Consider the following 666-nt stretch of genomic DNA (forward strand, 5'->3'; position numbering starts at 1 on the left):
CATGTCTTTCAAGCCTGTCACGCTCACTTCCCCTCGGGGCAACGAGTATGTCGCCGGTAGTGCGATCGAGGTCAACAACCTCTTGACCAAGGGTTACAAGCTCAAGACGCCGACGCTGGCCAGTGGCGGCGTTGTCGAATCCAAGTCCGTCACCAAGTAATTCGAAGACCGGGGAGATAATCATGGTTGTCAAGAAGAAGTCGCGTTGGTCCATCCTCAAGGCTGAGGCCACGCAGAACTACACCACCAAGGCGCCATACGAGTTCGATGCCGTGGATCCGCCGATCAAAATCAAGGCGCCCGACACGATCGAGCAGATGCTCGCCATCGCAGCACTTCTCGACAACTCGGGCGCTGTGTCCGAGCGGGATTTCAAGTCGTTCCTTGCGACATTCTGCGGCGATTCCTTCCCCGCGGTGTGGGAGGTTCTGCGCCACGAACCGTTCGCGGTACTTCTGCCGTTCGTGGAAGAGCTGAATCAGTACTTCGGCTCAGTCCCCGCGGAAGATGCCGAGGTGGAGGAGATCCCGGGAAAAGAATTGGACTCGTCCAGCTGATCGAGCGCTACTACAAGGAAATCGAGTGGGATCTACAGCGACGTAACGTCGACCTGCTCGATTTCTTTCGTGGCACTCGACCGTGGGCGCAGTTCTATCGCTTCGTCGA

Annotated in this window: 1 protein-coding gene; it reads left to right on the forward strand. The window is 57.4% G+C overall.

The genetic code is table 11. The features are described from left to right. Positions 1–182 precede the first annotated feature (182 nt). Positions 183–557: a hypothetical protein gene (locus tag M1L53_RS33070; protein ID WP_261949519.1), complete on the forward strand. Its 375-nt coding sequence runs from the start codon at positions 183–185 to the stop codon at positions 555–557. The last annotated feature ends 109 nt before the right edge of the window (positions 558–666 follow it).

It is taken from the genome of Rhodococcus sp. T9N (assembly GCF_024436645.1).
GTDB classification, from domain to species: Bacteria; Actinomycetota; Actinomycetes; order Mycobacteriales; family Mycobacteriaceae; genus Rhodococcus_F; species Rhodococcus_F qingshengii.

What these genes read in the sequence shown, in the direction of transcription:
- M1L53_RS33070 (WP_261949519.1), top strand. Translation starts at nt 183, where the DNA reads ATGGTTGTCAAGAAGAAGTCGCGTTGGTCCATCCTCAAGGCTGAGGCC.